Raw genomic sequence first — 14,394 nt, 5'->3', positions numbered from 1 at the left:
GATGTGGTGGCTGGGCGGTGGGCCGCCCGCCGGCGTGGCCGGATTCGTGGCGAGGCCCGGTTGCCCGTTTCGCGGCGGTATTCGGATCAGTGGTCGGGAACGTTGTGTTCGAGGTCGGCGAGCCAGGCGGCAGCGGAGGCGTCGCTGGGGGCGCGCCAGTCGCCGCGAGGAGAGAGCGAGCCGCCGGAGCCGACCTTGGGGGCGTTGGGAAGGGTGGAGCGTTTGAACTGGCTGGTCTGGATGAAGCGGCGCAGGAACTCGGCGAGCCAGTGCTTGATGGCGGGCAGGTCGTAGTCGTGGCGCTGGTCGGCGGGAACGAGGTCGGGCCAGGCGCCGCGGGTGGGATCGGACCAGACGTGGTGGGACAGGTACGCGATACGGCTGGGCAGGTCGCCGAAGCGCAGCAGGTGGTAGAGGTGGAAGTCCTGGAGTTCGTAGGGGCCGACGGTGGCCTCGGAGCTCTGGGCCGGCGTGTCGCCCTCGCCGGGGACCAGTTCGGGGGAGATCTCGGTGGCCAGGATCGAGCTCAGCACCTTGCTCGCTTCCGGGCCCAGGCCGCCGGTGTCGATGGTCCAGGCGACCAGGTACTTGATCAGGGTTTTGGGGACCGACGCGTTGACGCTGTAGTGCGCCATGTGGTCGCCGACGCCGAATGTGCACCAGCCCAGGGCCAGTTCGCTCAGGTCGCCTGTGCCGACGACCAGAGCGTTGTGCATGTTCGCCAGCCGGAACAGATGGGAGGTGCGCTCGCCGGCTTGCACGTTCTCATAGGTGACGTCGTATTGCGGCACCCCGTCGGCGGCGGGGTGACCGAGGTCGCGCAGCATCTGGGTGGCCGAGGGCCGGATGTCGATCTCGTGCGCGGTGGCCCCCACCGCGCGCATCAGCCGCCGCGCGTCGTCGAGGGTGCGATCGCTGGTGGCGAATCCGGGCATGGTGTAGGCCAGGACATTCGAGCGCGGCAGCCCCAGCCGGTCCATCGTCTCGGCTGCGACGATCAGCGCCACCGTGGAGTCCAGTCCGCCGGACACCCCGATCACCACCCGCTGTGACCCGGTCGCCGCCAGCCGGGTGCTCAACCCCTCCACCTGGATCCGATGCACTTCCGCGCAACGCTCGTTGCGGCGGGCCGGATCGGCGGGGACGTAGGGAAAACGCGGAATGTCGCGGCGGAGCGGCACCGCCCCGGCGGGCACGGGCAGTTCCACCTCGACGTGCCGGAACCGTGCCAGCCGTTCCCGGTGATCGTGCACGGTGTCGGCGAAACTGGTGGTGCGCAACCGGTCCGCGCTCAGCCGCCGCAGATCGATATCGGCGGTGACCACGTGCGGATGCGTCGCGAACCGCTCGCCCTCGCCGAGCACATTGCCGTTCTCACACACCAGCGCCTGCCCGTCCCAGGCCATATCGGTGGTCGACTCGCCGTGTCCGGCAGCGGAATACAGGTAGGCGGCCAGGTAGCGCGCCGAATGCGAGGTACACAGCTCGCGCCGATAGTCGGCTTTGCCGACGACGATATTGCTCGCCGACAGGTTCACCAGCACTGTCGCCCCGGCCAGGGCGGCGAAACCACTGGGCGGCAACGGTACCCAGCCGTCCTCGCAGATCTCGAGGTGGAACACGAACTCCGGCAGGTTGGTCGCGGTGAACAGCAGATCGGCGCCGAACGGCACTCGCTGACCCGCGATCAGCACGTGGTCCTCGAGCGCCTCGCGCGCCGCCGCGAACTGGCGCTTCTCGTAGAACTCGCGATAGTTGGGTAGATAGCTCTTGGGCGCGGCCCCCAGTACCCGCCCCCGGTGGATCGCGATGCCGCAGTTGAACAATCGGCCCTGCGCCCGCACCGGCGCGCCCACCACCAGCACCGTGTCGACGCGACCGGATTCGGCCACGATCCGCTCGAGCGCCGCGCCGACCGCCACGTCGAGGGCGTCCTGATGGAACAGATCGTCAGCGGTGTAGCTGGACAGCCCCAGTTCGGGGAACACCGTCAGCACCGCGTGCTCTGCCGCGGCGCGACGCGCCAGCAGCAGCGTCTGCTCTGCGTTGAAGCTCGGGTCGGCGACCCGCACCGGCGGCACCGCCACCGCGACCCGCGCGAATCCGTGCCGATAGAGCGAATCGAACGGTAGCGGTTGCGACAACACCGACCCCCTTGACGATCCCGAGGCGATCATGGCCCGATCGCAATCTACCCACGCGCCGTCGATGTCGCCGACCGGCCACGCCGGTGATCACTCCCGGGACGACTGCTCCCGCAGGCGGGCCAGGGTCTTGGACAGGATGCGGGAGACGTGCATCTGCGAGATGCCCATCTGCTGGGCGATCTGCGTCTGGGTCATGGATTCGAAGAATCGCATGGTCAGGATGCGGCGTTCGCGTTCCGGCAGACCGGCCAGCAGCGGGCGGATGGCGACGTACTCCTCGACGCGGTCGAATTGGGATTCTTCCTCGCCGAGGGTGTCGAGCAGTGAGGCCTCGGTGTCGCGGCCGACGGAGACGGCGTCGATGCTGCTGGGCTGGTAGGCGTTTCCGGCGATGACCGCCTGGGTGACCTCGTCGGCGTCGATGTCGAGCGCGGCGGCGATCTCCTTGGCGGTGGGGGAGCGCCCCAGCTGCTGGGAGAGCGCGTCGATGGCGGAGCCGATGCGCAGGTGGGTTTCCTTGACGCGCCGCGGCACCCGCATGGCCCAGGTGTTGTCGCGGAAGTAGCGCCGCACCTCGCCCATGATGGTGGGCACCGCGAAGGACAGGAAGTTGGAGCCGCGGGAGATGTCGAACCGGTCCACCGCGTGCACCAGTCCGACCCGCGCGACCTGGGTGAGGTCGTCGAAAGGCTCACCGCGGCCGCTGAATTTGCGGGCGATGTGGTCGGCCAGCGGGATGCACCGGTTGATCAGCTGTGAGCGCAGGGCGGCGCGCCCCGCGGATCCCGGTGCGGCGGCCGCGAGTTCCTCGAACAGCAGCGCGACGTCGTCGTAGCCGGAGACGCTGCGCGCGACCTCCTCCGCCTCCTCGGCGTCGACGGTCTCCTCGGCGGCGTCTTCCGCCGGTTCTTCGGGGGCTTCGGTGTCGGCGGTCGGATCCTCGGGCCGGGCCGCGTCGTCGGGGGATGGGAACACGTCTTCTCCGGTCACTACGCCTTCCCTCGGACCCGCCGGAACTCCACCGCCGTCGGGTATCCGGAGATGGCCGGATCGAAGGGTTCCTGGGTGGCGGTGACCTCGTCGGAGAGGGTCCGCAGGACGTGCCAGCCGAAACTGCGCTGGTCGGGCAGCCCTTCGGCGGCGGCGGTGCCGCGGACCCGCACGATCAGGTCGGACTCGCCGACGGTGAACAGACACTGCAGCGTGGAACCCGGGGCGGCGATGGCGATCAGGGTGGAGGCGGCCTCGTCGACGGCGAGTCGGATGTCGGCCACCTCGTCGAGGGTGAAATCGCTGAGCAGCACCAGGGTTTCGGCGAGTCCGCGCACGATGGGCAACTGGGATACGGAGGCGGCGACACCGATTTCGACCGGTGTTCCGCGCAACCCTTGTTCCGCCGAAATGTTGATCACCCTGTAGAGGCTACCCATTCCGGTGCGCGGCAATCAGCCATTCCCGTGACGCGGGACGCACCCGGTGGTGCCGATAGACTGCCGCGTGTGTGCACCTCTTCCTCCCCGTTCCAGCGTCCGGCCCCGATGATCGCCCCGTCCATCCTGTCCGCCGATTTCGCGAACCTCGCGGCCGAGTTGCGGGCGATCGAGGGCGCGGACTGGGTGCACGTCGATGTGATGGACAACCACTTCGTGCCCAATCTGACGCTGGGCCCGCCGATCGTCGAGAGCCTGCTGAAGGTCACCGACATTCCGATGGACTGCCATCTGATGATCGAGGACCCGGAGCGCTGGGCCCCGTGGTACGCGGAGGCGGGCGCCTACAACGTGACCTTCCACGCTGAGGCGACCAAGAACCCGATCGCGGTGGCTCGTGACATTCGCGCGGCGGGCGCCAAGGCCGGGCTCTCGGTGAAGCCGAACACCCCGATCGAGCCCTACCTCGAGATCCTGCGCGATTTCGACACCCTGCTGGTGATGAGCGTCGAACCCGGTTTCGGCGGACAGTCTTTCATCGCTCACGTGCTGGACAAGGCCCGTCAGGTGCGCCGCCTGGTGGACGCCGGTGAGCTGCGCCTGGTGGTGGAGATCGACGGCGGCATCAATATGGACACCATCGAGCAAGCCGCCGAGGCCGGAATCGACTGCTTCGTGGCGGGTTCCGCGGTGTACGGCACCCCGGATCCGGCCGCGACGGTGGAAGCCTTGCGGCAGAGGGTGATCGCGGTCGAGGCGGCGTCGGCCCAGTAGCTCGCGGACGCCGCCGGGATCGGCGCTCAGTGCTCGAGCAGCGCTTCGATCACCGATTCCAGCGGCGGCACCGTGTCGGTGGTCTCCGGCGACCGGATCCAGGTGCGGTAGCCGGTGCGCTCGTCCTCGGCGGAGGGGAGCACGACCTGGGCGCCCGGGCAGGCGATGGTGGCGTAGAGCCGGAACAGGGCCGCGGTCACCGTGGTCGTGAGTGACTCGGGCCGGGCGGGACCGGTGATGAAGGTCCAGCGCCGGGCCCGGGGGTGGTGCACCACCGGCCCGGCCAGATCGGCCTGGGTGAGTCGCTGGCGGACACGTTCGCCGAGGTCGGCGGGCATGGTGACGGCCCCGTAACGACCGCCTATCTCCAGCAGGATGTGCCGTGATGTCGGATCGATCGATGCCGGCAGGTGAAATTCGCGCCGGTACTGCACGCAGCGAACTTCGAGTGTCGAATCGAGAAGCGTTGTCACGCCGCACCCCTGACTGTGCCGATTGTGTTGTGTGCCACCTGGATCCGACCCGCGCGGGGTCCAACCTTCCTTCGGTTCGTGTGCTGGCGTAGATCGTCACCCGGCCCGGCCGGCCGTGGACGCGTTGACCGTTCTGCTCTGAACTGCTCGCGGAGAGTTGAACTGTTGGAATCAGCTGCATAACAATCTTGCGGCCATTTTCGTTGCCGCGCAAGATTCAGGTGTAAGCGAGTCGCGGATTGGGTACCTGCCAGCCTTGGTCCTGGTCAGGCCATGGATAAATCCACTCGATTCCAATCCTGTAATCGGTGATTCCGAGCAATTCGGGCAATTTGCTGATCGCAAGTTGACTTATGTCCGATTTCGTCCATCCACCGGTATCCAACGCTCCAGTGAACGAGGCCGCATGTCGTCTACGACTGCGCGTCGTTAGGCTGAGGGGGACGGCCGTCCGCGCGGGAATACCGCGTGCGGGGCGCGCTGTTGGCTCGAGCGAGTACGCAGTCGCGATCAGGGAGAGGTACGCATGTTCACAGGCATCGTCGAGGAGCTGGGCGAGATCGTCGCCACCGAGCGGCTGGACGATTCGGCGCGGCTGACCATTCGCGGCCCCCTGGTGACCTCCGATGCGGGACACGGTGATTCGATCGCCGTCAACGGCGTCTGCCTCACCGTGGTGGACCGCGAGGTCGTCGGCGACACGTTCACCGTCGATGTGATGGCCGAGACCCTGGACCGTTCCAGCATCGGCGCCCTGGCCGCGGGTTCCCGCGTGAACCTGGAGCGCGCCGCGGCGGTGAACAGCCGCCTGGGCGGCCACATCGTGCAGGGTCACGTGGACGGCACCGGCACCATCGTCTCGCGCACCCCGCACGAGAACTGGGAGGTCGTGCGAATCTCGTTGCCCGACAGCATCGCCCGTTACGTCGTGGAGAAGGGCTCGATCACCGTCGACGGCATCTCGCTGACCGTCTCCGGCATCGGCCTCGCCGAGGACGCCTTCGCCGACGGCAGCAAGGACTGGTTCGAGGTCTCGCTCATCCCCACCACCCGCGAGCTCACCACCCTGGGCACCGCCGGAGTCGGCACCGTCGTGAATCTCGAAGTCGACATCATCGCCAAGTACGTCGAACGGCTCGTGCAGCGCGGCTGACTCACAAGGGTCGCGGCCCGTCTCGTTCTGGACTGAGTGGAGCGGGGGAGCGAACGGCTCCATCGACCTGCGCCTTGGAGGAGCGGAGGGAGGGAAGAACGAGACCTCCAGGGCCGCGACCCCACGACGCCGGAGGCGGCGCAAATTGGACTCTGCCTTACTGTAATGGGGCACCTAATTCGAGATGGAGCACAACAGACGTGACCAGGTTCGACACCGTAGAGCGCGCAGTCGCCGACATCGCCGCCGGTAAGGCGGTTGTCGTCGTCGACGACGAGGGCCGGGAGAACGAGGGCGACCTCATCTTCGCGGCGGAGAAGGCGACACCCGAGCTGGTGGCCTTCATGATCCGCTACACCTCCGGTTACATCTGTGTGCCGCTCACCGGGGCGGACTGCGACCGCCTGGGCCTGCCGCCCATGTACGCGGTCAACCAGGACAAGCACGGCACCGCCTACACCGTGTCGGTCGACGCCCGCGAGGGCATCAGCACCGGTATCTCGGCTGCGGACCGCGCCACCACCATGCGGGTGCTGGCCGACCGCGGCGCCAAGTCCGACGACCTGACCCGTCCGGGCCACGTGGTTCCGTTGCGCGCCAAGGACGGTGGCGTGCTGCGCCGCCCCGGCCACACCGAGGCCGCCGTGGACCTGGCCCGCATGGCCGGGCTCGGCCCCGCCGGCGTGATCTGCGAGATCGTCAGCCAGAAGAACGAAGGCGATATGGCGCGCACCGAGGAGCTGCGCATCTTCGCCGATGAGCACGACCTGGCGCTGATCTCCATCGCCGACATGATCGCCTGGCGGCGCCGCAACGAGAAGCACGTCAAGCAGGTCGCCGAGGCCAAGCTACCCACCGAGTTCGGCGAGTTCCGGGCCATCGGCTACGAGAGCGAGTACGACGACGCCGAGCACGTCGCCCTGGTGATGGGCGATATCGGCGACGGCCGCGACGTGCTGGTGCGCGTGCACTCCGAATGCCTGACCGGCGACGCCTTCGGCTCGCTGCGCTGCGACTGTGGCCCGCAGCTCGACGCCGCCATGGAGCTGATCGCCGAGCAGGGCCGCGGCGTGCTGCTCTACATGCGCGGCCACGAGGGTCGCGGCATCGGACTGCTGCACAAGCTGCAGGCCTACCAGCTGCAGGACAGCGGTGACGACACCGTCGACGCCAACCTCAACCTGGGCCTGCCGGCCGACGCCCGCGACTACGGCATCGGCGCGCAGATCCTGGTCGACCTGGGCATCAATTCGATGCGGCTGCTCACCAACAACCCGGACAAGCGCGCCGGGATCGAGGGCTACGGTCTGAGCATCAGTGAGCGCGTGGCCATGCCGGTGCGCGCCAACAAGCACAATCTGCGGTACCTGCGCACCAAGCGGGATCGGATGGGCCACGACCTGGTCGGCCTGGAAGACCTGGACCTGGGCGAGACCGCGAACTGACAACCGAGAGGGCGGAACAACGATGAGCGGTACCGGCGTACCGGCTTTCGAGCTCGCCGATGCCAAGGACCTCAAACTGGGGATCGTGGCCTCGCGCTGGCATACCACCATCTGCGACGCGCTGGTCGCGAACGCGGAGAAGACCGCCCGCGAGGCGGGCGTCGCCGACATCACCGTGGTCCGGGTCGCCGGCGCCATGGAGCTGCCCGTGGTGGCGCAGTCGCTGGCCCGCACCCATGACGCGGTGGTCGCGCTCGGCGTCGTGATCCGTGGTGGCACACCGCATTTCGAGTACGTGTGCGATTCGGTGACCGCGGGCCTGACCCGGGTGTCGCTGGACGAGGGCACCCCGGTCGCGAACGGCGTGCTCACGGTGAACACCGAGGAGCAGGCGCTGGACCGGGCGGGCCTGCCGGGTTCGGCGGAGAACAAGGGCGAGCAGGCGGCCGCGGCCGCGCTGGACGCCGCGCTCACCCTGCGCGAACTCAGCGCCTAGTCATGCCCGTCGTCCGGATCTGGAAGCGCGGCGGCTCCGAGGAGGAACCGCCGCGCCACCCCGCGACGACGGAAGGGCCTGCCGAGCACCCGACGCAGGCCGGTAGCGATCAGCAGAAGCCGGAGTCCGGAACACCCATGGCAGAGACGAAGCCCGACACCGCCGCGAACACCGACGACGAGTGGGACCTCGAGGTCCGACCGCGCCGCGCCATCATCACCGTGCGGATCGTGGCCGCGGTGCTGGCCGCCGTCTTCGTCTTCGGCGGGATCGTGCTGCGCGAGGGCTCCACCGGCGTCAACTTCCGGGTCTCCGATCAGCTCGGCCTGGCGGCGTTCGGCCTGGTGCTGGCCGCGGGCGTGCTGACCCTGACCCGGCCCCGGGTGCGGGTCGGCAAGCGCGGGGTCATGGTGCGCAATATCGTCGGCGACAGCGAGTTCGGGTGGCAGGACATCCGCGGGATCTCCTTCCCGGACAAGAAGTCCTGGGCGCGTCTGGAACTGGTGCACGACGAGTACGTGCCCATGATGGCCATCCGCTCCAACGACAAGATGCGCGCGGCCGAGGCCATGGACCGGTTCCGCGAACTCGGCGCGAAGTACACCGGCGAGAACAAATAAGCCATCCGTCGCCGCGCCTTCGTGGCCGCGGCGGACGGATGGCTGTGCCTCGTCCGATCCGGTTCGGAATCAGTTCTCCGCGAGGGCTTTCGCGGTCTCCGGCCGTTGTGTGGGGACGGACTGCACCGCGCGCCGCACCGGGATCAGCACCGCGATCAGTGCGGCGACCAAGCACACGAGGCTGCCGATCAGGAACACCGTGCGGAAGCCGTGCTCGGTCGGGATGCTGTGGCTGCCCATCTGCACACTCATCTGCGCCAGCACCGCGCCGACCACCGCGGCCGAGACCGAGGTGCCGATCGAGCGCATCAGGGTGTTGAAGCTGTTGGCGGCCGCGGTCTCCGACTGCGGCACCGCGCCCATGATGAGCGCGGGCATCGCGCCGTAGGCGAAGGCGACACCGGTGCTGCAGATGATGTTGACGACCACCAGGCCCCCGATGGACCCCATCAGCGGCAGTGCCACACCGTAACCGGCGGCCATGATCAGCGTGCCGGTGACCAGCGTGGTCTTCGGGCCGCGCGCCGCGGACAGCTTCGCGCCGATCGGCGAGATGAGCATCATCATGATGCCGCCGGTGGCCATCCACACGCCCATCATGACCATGGACTGGCCCAGGCCGTAGCCGAGCGCCTCGGGCAGCTGCATGAGTTGCGGAAGGCTCAGCTGCAGCGCGTACAGGCCGACGCCGACCGCGATGCTGGCCAGGTTGGTGACCAGGACCTGCGGGCGGGCGGTGATCCGCAGATCGACCAGCGGCTCGTGGGAGCGCAGTTCCCACCAGCCCCACACCAGCAGCAGCACCAGGGCCGCGGCGAACAGCCCGAGGGTCGAGCCGCTGGTCCAGCCCCAGGCCGCGCCCTTCGACACCGGCAGCAGCAGGCACACCAGGGCCGCGCCGAGCAGGAGCGCGCCGGGGATGTCGAAGCGGCCTGACGGTCCTTCGGAGGTGCCCTCGGGGACCACCAGGACGATGAGCGCGGTGGCGATCGCCACGAGAACCGCTGCGACCCAGAACATCACACGCCAGTTGCTGTACTCGGTGACCGCGGACGCGATCGGCAGGCCGAGCGCGCCGCCGATGCCCAGCGACGAGCTGATCAGCGCGATGGCCGAACCGAGGCGCTCGGGCGGCATCACGTCGCGCAGCAGGGCGATGGCCAGCGGGATGGTGCCCACGCCCAGGCCCTGCAGCCCGCGTCCGATGATCATCGGGATCAGCGAGGTCGACACCGCGCACACGATCGAGCCCACCATGATCGGAATGGTCGAGGCGATGAGCATGCGGCGCTTGCCGTACATGTCGCCGAGCCGTCCCGCGACCGGCGTGGCGACGGCGGCCACCAGCAGGGTGATGGTGACGACCCATGATGCGTTCGACGCGGACGCGTGCAGGATTCTGGGCAGGTCGCCCAGGAGCGGGACCACCAGGGTCTGCATCAGCGAGGCGACGACGCCGGTGTAGGCCAGCACCGCGAGGGTGCCGCCGGCGTGTGTGGGCTCCGGCGGGGCGCCGGCAGGCCGAGCAGCGGACTCGGGTCTGGTCATCGGGGTTCTCCTCATCATCGATCTATGTGCACTATACACAGCATGTGCATGATGCATAATCGATCTCGGCGCCCGTCGCACGTAGGGTGTGGGGACCGCGGAAAGGATGGAATTGACCAAGCCCACCGAATTGCTCGAGTTCGAGACCATGCTGTTCGGCCGGTACAGCCTGATTCCGCGCAAAGGCGACAACGGCCTCGACCGCAGCGCCTATCTGCTGCTCAGTCTGCTGCGCGGGGAGGGGCCGATGTCGATCGGTCAGCTCAGTGACACGCTGGGGCTGGATGCCTCCACCCTCAATCGGCAGACCGCCGCGCTCCTGCGCGCGGACCTGGCCGAACGCATCCCCGACCCCGACGGCGGCATCGCCCGCAAGTTCCGTGTCACCGCCGAAGGGGCCGCCCGGCTCGATGCCGAACGGGCGCAGAGCCTTCGGCATCTCGACGAGATCCTGGCAGGCTGGTCCGACGAGGACGTGTCAGCGCTCGCGTCGTTGCTGGCCCGATTCAACGCCGATATCGAGAGCTACCGCGGTAAGCACTGGCCCCGTTCGTGAGGCTCGACCCGCCCGGCTCCCGGTCGGGCGCGCCTGAGGCGGCCTAGCGCGGGCCGCCGAGCACCGCGCCCTCGCGGCGGGGATCCGCGCCGCCGATCCAGCCGTCGCCGTCGCGGACCAGTGCCGAGAGTCCGCTCGATTGCGGCGCCACCGACACCTGATCGCCGGACGCGCGCAGCTTCTGGACCAGGACGTCGTGGTCGCCATTGTCGGTGGCGTTCACCGCCGGATGCTCGCCGCCCACGTTCGTGGTGGGCGTATTGGCCGCGCCGAAGTCGATCATCGACACCGCCTGCTGCGGATTCAGCCCCCAATCCAGCATGGCGACCAGGGTTTTCACCACGAACTGGATGATCACCGCCCCGCCCGGCGACCCGGTGACATGGCTGAGCGCGCCGCGGCTGCCGTCGGGATCGCGGTCGAACACCAAGGTCGGGGCCATGGAGCTGCGCGGCCGTTTGCCCGCGTCGATGCGGTTGGCGACCGGCGCGCCGTCCTTGTTCCGGGGTTCGGCGGAGAAGTCGGTGAGCTGGTTGTTGAGAATGAACCCGTCCACGAAATGGAAGGACCCGAACGCGGATTCGACCGTGGTGGTCATGGATGCCGCGTTGCCGTACTTGTCGACGATCGAGATGTGGCTGGTGCCGTGCTCGGGCTGCTGCGGTCCGTTGCCGACCGGGACCGGACCGAAGTCGCCCGGCTGGGCGGTGCCCAGGCTCTTGCTCGGGTCGATGAGCGCGGCCCGCTGCTTCAGATAGTTCGGGTCCAGCAGGGTCTGCGGTGAATTGCCCGGCAGCGGAACGAAATCCGAGTCGGCGATGTACTTGTCGCGGTCGGCGTAGGCCAGTCGCTCGGCCTCGGCGATCAGGTGCACGGCCTCGGCGGTGGGCTTGCCGCCGTCGCGCGCGGCGGTGCTGTCACCGGACACGTCGGTCGGTTTCATCGCGGCCAGATCGAAATTCGACAGGATGCCCAGCGCCGCCTCGACGGTGATGCCGCCCGAGGAGGGATTCGGCATGCCGCAGATCTCGTGGGTGCGATAGGGCGAGCACACCGCTGTGCGCTTCTTGGCCTGGTACGACGACAGATCCGCGAGCGCCAGCTGTCCGGGGGTACGGCCGCCGGAGGTGGTGGCGGTGGTGTCGACGATGTCGGCGGCGATGGCCCCGGTGTAGAAGGCGTTCGCGCCGTCGGCGGCGATGGCCGAGAGGGTTTTGGCGAAGGCCGGATTCACCAGCGTGGTGCCGGCCTGCTTCGGATTGCCGTCGGGGAGTAGGAAATACGCGCGGGCGGCGTCGTCGCGGGCCAGGTCCGCCGTGGACGCCGCGATCTGGGTGGCCATGCGCGGGGAGATCTTGAAGCCGTCGTCGGCGAGGTTCACCGCGGGGGTGAACAGGTCGCGCCAGGGTTGCCTGCCGTGCTCGGTGTGCGCGAGTTCCAGCATGCGCAGCACGCCCGGCACGCCGATCGAGCGTCCGCTGGCGCGCGCGTTGGGTTGCGGCACAGTGTGATCGGTGGGGCCGATGTAGCGTAGGTAGTCCTCGGTGGCGGCCTTGGGTGCGGTCTCGCGGCCGTCGTAGGCGTCGACACTCTTGGTCGCGGCGTCGTAGTACATGAGGAACGCCCCGCCGCCGATGCCGGTGGCTTGCGGCTCCACCAGGTTCAGCACGGTCTGCGCCACGATCAGCGCGTCCGCGGCGGTGCCGCCGTCGCGCAGCACCCGGCAGGCGGCCTCGGTGGCGACGGGATTGGCGGTGGAGACCGCGAATCCGCCGGAGCGCACCGGCGTCATGCCAGTGCGGTAGCCGGTGGCGACCTCCGGACGCAGCGCCAGATTCGTTGCGCTCGGCCCGGCCGGAACACCGGAGGTGACCGGAGTTCCGTTGGGGGACACCGTGCACGACGCACTCTCGTTCGTCGACGACGAACAGGCGGTGAGCATTCCGATCGACAGCAGCAGGGCGGCAGCGCCGCTCCCGGTTCGTCGCAAGCGCCTCATGACCGGACTCTAGCCCCGTGAGCGCGTGGGGGCGGCGGTTTGACCGGTCTGCTCACCTATGGATCATCAGCACTTCTGTGGCAATCACCGATGAATCGGCTCCAATCACTGCTCGAAGCGCTGGAAGCGGCGGCGCTGACCCGGATCGGGGCGCCGACACGGCTGTCAGCAAACGACAGGGTACTCTCGGACGGCCTCGTTTCACGATAACGGAGGGTTAACCCGGCGTATGACCGAGATCCGGACAACTGCCACCAGCCTCAATGCCGAGGACAGCGGCTACCACAAAGCCCTGAAACCCCGGCAATTGCAGATGATCGCCATCGGTGGCGCCATCGGCACCGGCCTGTTCCTGGGCGCCGGCGGTCGCCTCGCCAATGCCGGGCCGTCGCTGTTCCTGGTGTACCTGATCTGTGGCGCATTCGTCTTCTTCATCCTGCGCGCCCTCGGCGAACTGGTGCTGCACCGACCGTCCTCGGGTTCGTTCGTCTCCTATGCGCGCGAATTCTTCGGTGAGAAGGCCGCATTCGTGGCCGGGTGGATGTACTTCCTGAACTGGTCCATGACCGGCATCGTCGATACCACCGCGGTCGCCACCTATCTGCACTACTGGGGTCCCTTCCAGCCGGTCGCGCAATGGCTGCTGGCGCTGGGCGCGCTCGTCATCGTGCTCGGCATCAATCTGGCGTCGGTGAAGTGGTTCGGCGAGATGGAATTCTGGGCCGCCATGATCAAGGTGCTCGCCCTGGTCACCTTCCTGGTGGTCGGCACCGTCTTCTTCGCGGGACGGTTCGAGGTGGACGGTCAGGCCACCGGCTTCGGCATGATCTCCGCCGCGGGCGGCTGGTTCCCGACCGGCGTGCTGCCGCTGGTCACCGTCACCTCGGGCGTGGTGTTCGCCTATGCCGCCGTGGAAATGGTCGGCATCGCGGCGGGCGAGACCGAGAACCCGGCGAAGATCATGCCGCGCGCCATCAATTCGGTCATCCTGCGTATCGCGCTGTTCTATTGCGGCTCGGTGATTCTGCTGGCATTGCTGCTGCCCTACACCGCCTACAAGGCGGGGGAGAGCCCGTTCGTCACCTTCTTCGCCAAACTCGGTGTCGCGCACATGGGCTCGATCATGAATTTCGTGGTGCTCACCGCGGCGTTGTCGAGTTTGAACGCGGGCCTGTATTCGACCGGCCGAATTCTGCGTTCGATGGCGATGAACGGCAGCGCGCCGAAATTCACCGCGCGCATGTCGAGCGCGGGTGTGCCCTACGGCGGCATTCTGCTCACCAGCGTCATCGCTTTGTTCGGTATCTGGCTGAATTACATCGTGCCGTCGCAGGCGTTCGAGATCGTGCTGAATGTTGCCTCGCTGGGCATTCTGGCGTCCTGGGCGACGATCGTGCTGTGCCAGTTGAAGCTGTTCTACCTGGCCAAGCAGGGCCTGGCCGAGCGGCCTGCGTTCCGGATGTTCGGCGCCCCCTACACCGGGATCGCGACGCTGGTGTTCCTGGGATTGGTGCTGATCCTGATGGCTTTCGACCGGCCGGTCGGTACGTGGACGGTGGCCAGCCTGGTGATCATCGTGCCCGCGCTCGCCATCGGGTGGCGGATCGCCAGCCCGCGGGTGCTGGCCATCGCCAGGATGCGCGAGGGCTACACCGGGGAATTCCCTGTCATTCCACCGATCCCCATGGACGACAAGTAGTATCGGACCTGGTGTTATCGACGGCCGCACGCGAAATTGCGTGCGGCCGTTATG

General features: G+C 68.2%; 13 protein-coding genes. 7 read left to right on the top strand and 6 right to left on the bottom strand.

Going from position 1 to position 14,394, the window contains the following annotated elements:
• Nucleotides 1–86: 86 nt before the first annotated feature.
• The 3 genes from ACFV4K_RS29500 to ACFV4K_RS29490 form a co-directional block, all read right to left on the bottom strand.
• The gene (locus tag ACFV4K_RS29500) at nt 87–2,144 is read right to left on the bottom strand and encodes an NAD(+) synthase (RefSeq protein WP_379279319.1); all 2,058 of its coding nucleotides are present in this window, start codon (nt 2,142–2,144) and stop codon (nt 87–89) included.
• A 90-nt stretch (nt 2,145–2,234) separates the two neighbouring features.
• Entirely contained in the window at nt 2,235–3,137 is a 903-nt protein-coding gene (locus ACFV4K_RS29495; RefSeq protein WP_379279318.1) for an RNA polymerase sigma factor SigF, read from the bottom strand.
• Nucleotides 3,137–3,559, bottom strand: coding sequence for an anti-sigma factor (locus ACFV4K_RS29490; protein ID WP_379279317.1), 423 nt, complete (start codon nt 3,557–3,559; stop codon nt 3,137–3,139). The genes ACFV4K_RS29495 and ACFV4K_RS29490 overlap by 1 nt, the downstream gene beginning before the upstream one ends.
• Before the next feature lie 126 nt (nt 3,560–3,685).
• Between ACFV4K_RS29490 and rpe the strand changes: the two genes are divergently transcribed.
• Nucleotides 3,686–4,351, top strand: a complete 666-nt coding sequence (gene rpe / locus ACFV4K_RS29485) for a ribulose-phosphate 3-epimerase (RefSeq protein ID WP_379279320.1) — start codon at nt 3,686–3,688, stop codon at nt 4,349–4,351.
• Nucleotides 4,352–4,377: 26 nt separating this feature from the next.
• Here rpe and ACFV4K_RS29480 read toward each other — a convergent pair whose 3' ends face one another.
• Entirely contained in the window at nt 4,378–4,824 is a 447-nt protein-coding gene (locus tag ACFV4K_RS29480; protein ID WP_379279316.1) for a hypothetical protein, read from the bottom strand.
• 526 nt (nt 4,825–5,350) lie between these two features.
• Between ACFV4K_RS29480 and ACFV4K_RS29475 the strand changes: the two genes are divergently transcribed.
• The 4 genes from ACFV4K_RS29475 (at nt 5,351) to ACFV4K_RS29460 (ending at nt 8,538) form a co-directional block, all read left to right on the top strand.
• Nucleotides 5,351–5,977 (top strand): riboflavin synthase, encoded by a 627-nt coding sequence (locus tag ACFV4K_RS29475; RefSeq protein WP_379279315.1) that lies wholly within the window; start codon nt 5,351–5,353, stop codon nt 5,975–5,977.
• A gap of 200 nt (nt 5,978–6,177) precedes the next feature.
• On the top strand, nt 6,178–7,422 hold the full coding sequence (locus tag ACFV4K_RS29470; protein ID WP_379279314.1) for a bifunctional 3,4-dihydroxy-2-butanone-4-phosphate synthase/GTP cyclohydrolase II: 1,245 nt from the start codon (nt 6,178–6,180) through the stop codon (nt 7,420–7,422).
• Between the two features lie 22 nt (nt 7,423–7,444).
• Nucleotides 7,445–7,918 (top strand): 6,7-dimethyl-8-ribityllumazine synthase, encoded by a 474-nt coding sequence (gene ribH, locus ACFV4K_RS29465; protein WP_379279313.1) that lies wholly within the window; start codon nt 7,445–7,447, stop codon nt 7,916–7,918.
• A gap of 137 nt (nt 7,919–8,055) precedes the next feature.
• Nucleotides 8,056–8,538: a PH domain-containing protein gene (locus tag ACFV4K_RS29460; protein ID WP_379279312.1), complete on the top strand. Its 483-nt coding sequence runs from the start codon at nt 8,056–8,058 to the stop codon at nt 8,536–8,538.
• Nucleotides 8,539–8,607: 69 nt separating this feature from the next.
• On the opposite strand, the gene ACFV4K_RS29455 is transcribed toward ACFV4K_RS29460, so the two are convergent.
• Nucleotides 8,608–10,086: an MFS transporter gene (locus tag ACFV4K_RS29455; RefSeq protein WP_379279311.1), complete on the bottom strand. Its 1,479-nt coding sequence runs from the start codon at nt 10,084–10,086 to the stop codon at nt 8,608–8,610.
• Nucleotides 10,087–10,192: 106 nt separating this feature from the next.
• On the opposite strand from ACFV4K_RS29455, the gene ACFV4K_RS29450 reads away from it, so the two are divergent.
• Nucleotides 10,193–10,642, top strand: a complete 450-nt coding sequence (locus tag ACFV4K_RS29450) for a MarR family winged helix-turn-helix transcriptional regulator (RefSeq protein WP_379097910.1) — start codon at nt 10,193–10,195, stop codon at nt 10,640–10,642.
• Nucleotides 10,643–10,685: 43 nt separating this feature from the next.
• On the opposite strand, the gene ACFV4K_RS29445 is transcribed toward ACFV4K_RS29450, so the two are convergent.
• Nucleotides 10,686–12,641: a gamma-glutamyltransferase family protein gene (locus ACFV4K_RS29445; RefSeq protein WP_379279310.1), complete on the bottom strand. Its 1,956-nt coding sequence runs from the start codon at nt 12,639–12,641 to the stop codon at nt 10,686–10,688.
• A gap of 229 nt (nt 12,642–12,870) precedes the next feature.
• On the opposite strand from ACFV4K_RS29445, the gene ACFV4K_RS29440 reads away from it, so the two are divergent.
• Nucleotides 12,871–14,340 carry an amino acid permease gene (locus tag ACFV4K_RS29440; RefSeq protein WP_379279309.1) on the top strand — a complete coding sequence of 490 codons (1,470 nt, stop codon included), beginning with the start codon at nt 12,871–12,873 and terminating at the stop codon, nt 14,338–14,340.
• The last annotated feature ends 54 nt before the right edge of the window (nt 14,341–14,394 follow it).

Origin of the sequence: Nocardia sp. NPDC059764, assembly GCF_042732555.1 — a bacterium.
In the GTDB taxonomy this organism is placed as follows: Bacteria; Actinomycetota; Actinomycetes; order Mycobacteriales; family Mycobacteriaceae; genus Nocardia.
The sequence above is the reverse complement of the archived record's forward strand: the minus strand, read 5'-3'. Positions and strand labels throughout refer to the sequence as shown.